The following is a 7,530-nucleotide window of genomic DNA, read 5'->3' as shown; positions in this document are numbered from 1 at the left end:
AGAACTCCTAAAGATTTCAAAAGAAATTCCAGAGGATTAGATAATTTTGAATATGCACGTAGCAGATTGATTTGGGCCAACAGAAAAAACGAATCCATTCTCTCTACTCCAAAATCCAAAAAAGAAGTTTATAAATTTAAAAAATAAAATATAAAAGTATCTAGACGAAATAAAGGGGAACAACCATTTTTGATTGTTCCCTATTGAACTTATTTATTCATCAATTTTAGGTTGCCCCCTAAAGTGTCCCCTAAATTTCAACAGACTTTTTTTAGCACCACTAAAGTTGACCCCCAAATAATTTGGCTTTCCCCCTAAATTATTTGGTTACCCTGGTTTTTATTATACAGTCCAATATTTACAATTAGCTATATCATATACTAAGATATTTTCATGACTTTTAAATAAATAATCTTCTTCAACATCTTTAAACATATATGTCAATCTATTTAAAGCACTATAAAGATACTCAAAATCATTGATTTTAATCGTATCATTTTCTCCTCTTAATATAAAAATATTTCTATTTATACCTTGATAGCCTTTAAAATAAGCACGGTTAGTATCATAAAATGTAATTAAATAATTATATGTACCATTATTCATATTTTCTAATGTATCAAATAAATAAAATTCATACTTATCATCTAACATATAATATTTTAATTTAAGCGCCATGTAATTATCTCCATTTTTTAAAAGATGATAATAATATTCACCACCAAAATTTAGTTCTTTTAACGAATCATAACAATCTTTTAGAGCTGTATCAATAAATTTTCTTTGATCTTTATTCAAATAATATATCTGTTTAGGTTTAGCCTGATCCACCTTTTTCATTAGTTGTACAAACTTTTTCATTGTTGCATCATTAACTTCTAACACATAATCCCAAACTATTATTTTAATTAAATATGGTCTGTCTTTTCTACCAGTATAATAAACTAATTCCTGATCCAATTCTAAATAATCACAAATCTTAGAAGATTGTATTCTATCTTCTTTATCTATAACATTTTCATTATGTAAGAACTCATAATATTTACATTTATTCAATAATAATTTTTCATTTATAATCTTGCTCAATTCTTTAAAAGTTATGTCTTCATTAACATCTAAAGTTATTTTATTTTCATTATAAGATATTTTTAATCTGAATTTATTAATCATCTTATCCCCCATAAAACTATTCATTTATTTTAAAAAGAACAGCCGCCATATGTTTACAATTACTTCCTTTAGAAGCATGTGGACAATCACAGGCTATTTTCTTTATTTTATTTTTATCTATTTCAATCAAAACCATATATTTTGTGCTCCCATCTACAGAAGCCACAACTCGTTCATCATTTTTATAAATTAATTCTACTTTTTCATCCTCGTAATATTTCATTCCTCTTTCAATAATCCAAGGTTTAAATAATAATTTCCACCTATCTAAATATGGCTGACTCATGCTTTCCTTATTTATATTAAATAATTTAATTTGCTCAAAACAAAATCTTGTCGCTTTTACATCTTCCAATGCATCATGTGCTTTAAAGTTATAACCAAAATATTTAGCACAAGTTGACAAAGATTGCCATTTATAACCACCACGATATCCAACTTCTCCATATATAGGAGCAAACTCTTTCATTGGATCTCTAAATTTATATTTATCTATATTTATCCCATAATTCTTTAATATACCTTGCTCAAATGCAACATTGTAGCAAACAATAAAGTCACAACTATCAAATATATTCTTTATCATCTCAATATAACTTTCAAAACTAGGTTTATCTTTTACCATGGCTGGAGATATTCCATGTATTTTTTGTGCATTTACCCAAGTAAAATGATGTTTTGGTTTACACAATTCATTAATTAAAATTTCTTCATTCTGATTAATTATTGCTACTTGGACTACTTCATCATAATATTTATTTATTCCAGTCGTTTCAAAATCTAAAACCACATATTTATTCTTCATACCTACACTCCATGTTTCAAAGTTTACCACAATTTATCAAATGATGCTATTCATATTATTAATTACTCTCTAATTATAGTATATATCATAAATATTTTAAGTTTAACCCTCACAGAATTTTAATATATCTAAACTAAAATCATTGAGACAACTAATGCAAAAAAAATATAATTTCAATACATCTTATGTTGTTATTAAACTCATATAACCCATCCTTATTCACATAAAAAGGTGCATTTCAATACATCTTATGTTGTTATTAAACAAATCTGTTTAACGGACTCCCTGAAGATGTTCGTCGATTTCAATACATCTTATGTTGTTATTAAACCAGTCCCGACCGTAGTTATCAGGGCGGAGCTCTTTATTTCAATACATCTTATGTTGTTATTAAACGTGAGTCTTGTGATTTAGCCATGTTACTTAGAAACATATTTCAATACATCTTATGTTGTTATTAAACTTCACTAGTGCTCTTCCTTCTCCTCAAAAAGGTCCATTTCAATACATCTTATGTTGTTATTAAACGTGTTTCTAAATTAATTCGAGAGCTTTAAAGGAGGATTTCAATACATCTTATGTTGTTATTAAACATCCATATATAACCAAATTATTAGGGTTGCTACTTATTTCAATACATCTTATGTTGTTATTAAACGTCTAAAACCAACGATTTGCAAACAACTGAGAATGAATTTCAATACATCTTATGTTGTTATTAAACTATCTTTTTTATCTATATCTCTTATATCTAGACTCTATTTCAATACATCTTATGTTGTTATTAAACCTCTTCACGTTTTTTGGCATTGTTTACCTCGTCAGATTTCAATACATCTTATGTTGTTATTAAACATTATAAACAATCTTTGGACGCTTGGCATTTAGCATTTCAATACATCTTATGTTGTTATTAAACGGATTTTTATGAATTTAACTAATTTAATTAATCAAAATTTCAATACATCTTATGTTGTTATTAAACTGCTTCTAAAGAAAAAATTCCATTTGATTTAACTGGATTTCAATACATCTTATGTTGTTATTAAACCCTAGTAAATAAGCCACTTTTCATATTCCATTATACCTCAAAACCTTTATATATCAACACTTTTATATTTTTTTACCAGGCAATTTTATTTTTTATATTTTTTAGTAAAATTCCTTTAACTTCTTACTCTCCCAATGGTTTTAGAAGTTTCACTAATAAATTCACCTGGTAAATTATATAATTAAACTATCTTTATTTTCTTCTTTTTGACTTCCTAAAACCTCTTCATCAAACGAATCTTCACTTTGTAATTTAATAATACTAACACAATCTTCTTCTTTATTTATAGCTTTTCGTAATTCTTTTTTCAATAAAATCAATTTAGAAGGTGTAATGGGACCTTTAAAAATAGAATATTGATAATGAGGAAGATACTTTTTACATATCTTAAATATTTTATTTACTCTTTTTTCCCCAATATCGTAACATACAATTACATAATTATAATTTTTTATCTTCATTAATATTTATCCTTTATTGAAAAAGGTATAAATGGTTTCTTTTCAAAAATTGTTTTAATTAATTTATAACCATCATATTTAATAGCTGTTTTATAAGTTATTTTTCTCTTTAATTTTGTATGTAAAAATTTAGTTTCCATTCTATTTTCAAAACTTTCAATAAATATACTTCTACCTTTATCATTTAAAAGACAATAATTTGTTTTTTTATCAAAATGTTTTTCAACTGTTAATCTTTTGGTATTTACTAACTCAAAAATAGTTTTAAAAACAATGATTGGTTTAAATACCTCACTTAAATCCAAGGATAAAGAAAATCTTTGTTCTGTAGGCTCATGTAAAAAGGAAATACCCTGATTTAAATGTGTTTGATATATTGCTGATATTGTTTTTGTATAAAGCAAAGTATTACCAAAAGAGATTAATGCATTAATAGGATTATCTGGTGGTCTCTTTACCCGTTTATTCATTATAAAATCATCTGGTAGTATATATCTAAACATGCTATAAAAACGTTGCCATATTTCCCCCTCAACTGCCATAATCATTTTAACATCCTCTGCTTCTTTCAAACGTTTTGGAACTTCTTTTCTTAACCAATCTATTGTCTCTTTAACTTCATTTTTACCATGTTTATAATAATGATATAAGGTTTCATCAATATTAATTGCAATTCCATTGACTATTGCCTTTGCAATATCAATTCTACAATTATTAAATGTTTCGACCTGTTTAATTAATAATTTCCCACTAGTATATTTATCCTTTGGATAAAAGGTACCACTATAACCCTGATAATAATTAAAGAAATGAATGATTATATTCTTTGATGAAATAAAATCTAATAATTTAGTATTAAGAGAAATTTCATTTAAACAATATATCTCTTTTATATTTTCTACAGGTAAATAAATATTCTTACCATTTTTTCTAAAACATAGTGAATCATCTTTACGTTTTAAATCTCCCATACTAGTTATGTATTTAGTACTTTTCACAATACTCCCCTCCTATATATAGCAGTATGCATAATAAGCACACTTTTTACATTTACTTTCATTTAAAATTGGTGGTATTTGATCATTTTCTAATAATTCTTTAATTTTAATAACAATTTTATCTAATTCTTTTTCTTCTGCTTCTGTTAATTCTACTTCAATATAAGATTTATTTTGTTTATTCTTTTCAATTACCTGAATTCTCCCTTTTCGTATTATTCCTTTTGACTTTAAAACTTTGAGATAATATAAAAGCTGCCACTTTGCTGCAACTAAATCAGCATCAGACTTTTTTGTTTCTGTAAGGTATTTTGTAGTGAGTTTATCCAATCTAATATTATCAATTGCAATCTCTGAACTTTTATCATCCTTATATTTTTCCTCATGCAATGCTTTACCAATTTTCACATTTTCACTTTCATCCTCTAAATTAAGTCGATTACCATGTAAATAACATTGTCTTTGACAATGAAAATAATAATTTATTAATGTTCCATTTACTTCCATATTCTTACCTCTATATAAATAACTCATCCTCAGTTTCAAAAAGGATTGTATTCAATTTACCATCTAAAATATAATCATCACCATTTTCAATATAATAAATATCTCCAACCTGTTCTTTGAAATCAAATTGATTTTTTTTTATAACTTGATACATAAAATAATTCATCTTACTTTTAACCACTGATAACTCACATATTTTTTGGGCATAATCCATTTCATTGTTTTTCAATAAACCTACATATCGATTCCAAATATCTTTACCATCAAATTCATTACCATTAATATCAGTTACAGTTCTTCCTAAAAATATCGTTACTCTATCTCTAGTATCCAAAATTAATTCCATTCGTTTACTCACTGCATTGTAATCTAAACAAGCAACATAATCTCTAAAAAAATTGGTAACATTCTTTTCTTCAGGCTTTTTAGCTCTATTTGCTAGAGTCATAAGAAGTTTTTGGTAATAATGATTAAAGTTCTTTTCTAACAATACTTCTTTCATATCATCATTAAACAATGTTAGATTTTTCTGTACAACACGATCATCTTCCTTATAAATATTGGTTGCTTTATTCAAATTAAAGAAATATACTATTCCTTTTCCATCTTCTTTACATGAGCGATTTATTCTTCCCATAAACTGTTCTTCACTATCAAGTTTAGATATATCTTTATAACCAATATCCATATCAATATCCACACCTGCTTCAATTACTTGAGTTGCTACCAAAATAAGATGTTTTGAGGTTTTAACAGTTCCAATAATTTTTTCTCTTTCTAATACACTATCAAAACCACTAATAAATAAAACTTCGCAATCTAATTCTATCTCTTTTAATTGACGATAGAACTTTTCTGCACTTTTTCTAACAATGAATTTAATCATTATTTTTTTCTTTAACTTATTCATCTCTAAAACATGATCTAGTAAAGCTTTTTCAGTATTTTCAACATGCATTAAACTATAGTCTGTTTTTACCCGATCTTTAAAAATTGGATTTAAAAAATATTCTTGAGGATTTGTTATTAATGATACTGAATTACTACGATCATCTGTAAGTAATTCTAAATCTGGTAATGTTGCTGACATGATAATTATTTTTAGATTAAGAATTTTAGCAAATTCTTTTAAGAAAATGATTATCTCATTCCATATTTCAATTCGATAATTTTGGATTTCATCTAAAACTATTACTGAATTAGCATATTGGCATAGACCAAACGCTGATTCTCGATTATTCCCAAAAAAAGTATCAAACAGACCTACGTGGGTCGTTAGAATAATTGGATATGTTAGAAATTGACGGTCTAATAATGCTTTTTGATATTCATCTGAAAAGTTTTCATCTTCACCCTTTTTTAATGGAATTGTAGAATTAACGACAACAATATTATTCATAGCCTTACTATTACCAAAAATTTTATTTAGTGATGCTAGATTTTGTTCTACTAATGTATTAAAAGGATATACATATACTATCTTATTCAAATTATCATTATTTTCAACTAGACATAAACTTAAATTTAATGCTGTATTACTTTTACCACTACCTGTTGGGGCCTCTAAATAGAAAATATTCTTATCAATATTTTCTATTAAATTTCTTTCTGCTTCTAAAAATATCTTTGTTCTTAATCCATTAATTTTTTCTTTTCCAATATCATTTTTTCTAATCTTAGTAACTAATTCACTATTATCATATAGTTCAATGATTTCACTAAAATCAGCCTCTCTAAGCATTACATTGTTTCTATTATCACCATAAAATTCACTTGTTGCATAATAATCACAAGAAACTAGAAGTGAATACAAAAATCTAACATAAGCATATATATCTATTTGTTTGTCAATATTTTGTTTTCTCAACTTTTCAAATAAATTATTACGTCCTTTTTGTTTTAAAGGTATAAAACTAAAACCATCTTTAAACAATTTTGTAAATTCATCATCATTAACCCAATCAATAATCCTTTTTTCTAATTCATCGTCACTATCAAATTTATCTATAAAGCATGTTTTAAAATCATTAATCTTACTATGATGCCTAGAAATTACAAAGGCATTTATATAGACAATTGTTTTTAATATTTTATAATCACTTTTCTTAAATCTATCTAGTTTATTTAAATAATAACCTAAATAAATATATGCTGATAATTTTGAATGATCAGATTCTAAATTTTTAGGTGGATTTAAATAATTAATTACTAGATTAGCCATTTTTTCACTTTGGAAGAAAGGATTTATTTTTCCTGTATCATGAAAGGTAATTGTGTTAAAAAATAACTCATTAAACATTTCTTTTCCTTCATCTAATAACCCTTCTCCTAAAGAAATATTAAAAGATTTTAAAATTGAATCCAATTTCTTTAATTTAAATATTTCTTTTAAATATTTTGTGCATAATTGGATATGTTCATTAATTGTTTCTTGATAATCATCATCTCTATGTCCATAGCACTGATCTATATTAATTATTATTTTTTCTAGTGAAACTAGATATCTATCTATATCCATAATGTTCTCCCTTCAATAAA

The 7,530-nt window shown here is 25.4% G+C and carries 6 protein-coding genes and 1 CRISPR repeat array; all 6 genes read right to left on the bottom strand.

Features of this window, described 5'->3' with window-relative positions; genetic code table 11:
* Window positions 1-342 precede the first annotated feature (342 nt).
* The 6 genes from BMW96_RS06345 to BMW96_RS06320 all read right to left on the bottom strand — a co-directional run bounded on the left by BMW96_RS06345 (window position 343) and on the right by BMW96_RS06320 (window position 7,510).
* Window positions 343-1,170 (bottom strand): hypothetical protein, encoded by an 828-nt coding sequence (locus BMW96_RS06345; protein WP_244881269.1) that lies wholly within the window; start codon window positions 1,168-1,170, stop codon window positions 343-345.
* 16 nt (window positions 1,171-1,186) lie between these two features.
* Window positions 1,187-1,975 (bottom strand): 3'-5' exonuclease, encoded by a 789-nt coding sequence (locus tag BMW96_RS06340; protein ID WP_092353624.1) that lies wholly within the window; start codon window positions 1,973-1,975, stop codon window positions 1,187-1,189.
* Window positions 1,976-2,145: 170 nt separating this feature from the next.
* A CRISPR array of direct repeats spans window positions 2,146-3,026; the repeat unit is 30 nt; unit sequence ATTTCAATACATCTTATGTTGTTATTAAAC.
* Window positions 3,027-3,199: 173 nt separating this feature from the next.
* Window positions 3,200-3,487 (bottom strand): CRISPR-associated endonuclease Cas2, encoded by a 288-nt coding sequence (gene cas2, locus BMW96_RS06335; RefSeq protein ID WP_092353622.1) that lies wholly within the window; start codon window positions 3,485-3,487, stop codon window positions 3,200-3,202.
* A complete protein-coding gene (cas1b, locus tag BMW96_RS06330) occupies window positions 3,487-4,485 on the bottom strand; it encodes a type I-B CRISPR-associated endonuclease Cas1b (protein ID WP_092353620.1) in 999 nt (332 codons plus the stop codon). Before cas1b ends, cas2 begins: the two co-directional genes overlap by 1 nt.
* 12 nt (window positions 4,486-4,497) lie before the next feature.
* A complete protein-coding gene (locus tag BMW96_RS06325) occupies window positions 4,498-4,992 on the bottom strand; it encodes a CRISPR-associated protein Cas4 (protein ID WP_092353618.1) in 495 nt (164 codons plus the stop codon).
* A gap of 10 nt (window positions 4,993-5,002) precedes the next feature.
* Entirely contained in the window at window positions 5,003-7,510 is a 2,508-nt protein-coding gene (locus tag BMW96_RS06320; protein WP_092353617.1) for a CRISPR-associated helicase/endonuclease Cas3, read from the bottom strand.
* Window positions 7,511-7,530 lie beyond the last annotated feature (20 nt).

Source organism: Thomasclavelia cocleata (assembly GCF_900102365.1).
GTDB classification, from domain to species: domain Bacteria; phylum Bacillota_I; class Bacilli_A; order Erysipelotrichales; family Coprobacillaceae; genus Thomasclavelia; species Thomasclavelia cocleata.
This window is presented reverse-complemented; position numbering and strand designations above follow the sequence as displayed.